Origin of the sequence: Azospirillum tabaci, from assembly GCF_014596085.1 — a bacterium.
GTDB lineage: Bacteria > Pseudomonadota > Alphaproteobacteria > Azospirillales > Azospirillaceae > Azospirillum > Azospirillum tabaci.
The window spans coordinates 1-927 of the sequence record NZ_JACCJY010000081.1; the positions used below are offsets into that span (position 1 = coordinate 1).

1 protein-coding gene is annotated in these 927 nt (G+C 70.7%); it reads right to left on the reverse strand.

Annotated elements, in window-relative coordinates; genetic code table 11:
* Positions 1-915, reverse strand: a 915-nt coding sequence (locus H0B54_RS29325; protein ID WP_188263271.1) for an electron transfer flavoprotein subunit alpha/FixB family protein, incomplete at its 3' end; no start/stop codon positions are given.
* Positions 916-927 lie beyond the last annotated feature (12 nt).

Here is a 927-nt window from a genome sequence, read left to right on the forward strand (position 1 = left end):
CAGCTCCGGCACCGCCTTGAAGAGGTCGGCGACGAGGCCGTAGTCGGCGACCTGGAAGATCGGCGCCTCCTCGTCCTTGTTGATGGCGACGATGACCTTGCTGTCCTTCATGCCGGCGAGGTGCTGGATGGCACCGGAGATGCCGACGGCGATGTACAGCTCGGGCGCCACGATCTTGCCGGTCTGGCCGACCTGATAGTCGTTCGGCACGAAGCCGGCGTCGACCGCCGCGCGGCTGGCGCCGACCGCGGCCCCCAGCTTGTCGGCCAGCGCTTCCAGAAGCTTGAAGTTCTCGCCCGACTGCATGCCGCGGCCGCCCGACACGACGATCTTGGCCTGGGTCAGCTCCGGACGCTCCGACTTCGTCAGCTCCTGGCCGACGAACTTGGCCGAGCCGGCGTCGCCCGTCCCGGCGATCGCCTCGACCGTGGCCGAGCCGCCCGTGGCGGCGGCCGCCTCGAAGGCGGTGGTGCGCACCGTGACGACCTTGATCGGGTCGGCGGACTTCACCGTGGCGATGGCGTTGCCGGCGTAGATCGGCCGCTCGAAGGTGTCGGCGGAAACCACCCCGGTGATGTCGGAGATCGCCGCGACGTCGAGCAGCGCGGCGACGCGCGGCAGCAGGTTCTTGCCCTCCGACGAGGCGGCGGCCAGCACATGGCCGTAGCCCTTGGCCAGATTGACGACCAGCGGCGCGACGTTCTCCGGCAGCGGGTGGGCGTAGGCCGCGTCGTCGGCCAGCAGCACCTTGGCCACCCCGGCCACCTTGGCGGCGGCCTCGGCGACGGCCTGCGCGCCCTGGCCGGCGACCAGCACGTGGATCTCTCCGCCAATCCTGGCGGCGGCGCTGACCGCGTTCAGCGTGGCGGCCTTCAGCGCGGCGTTGTCGTGTTCGGCGATGACGAGAATGGACATGTCAGATCACCC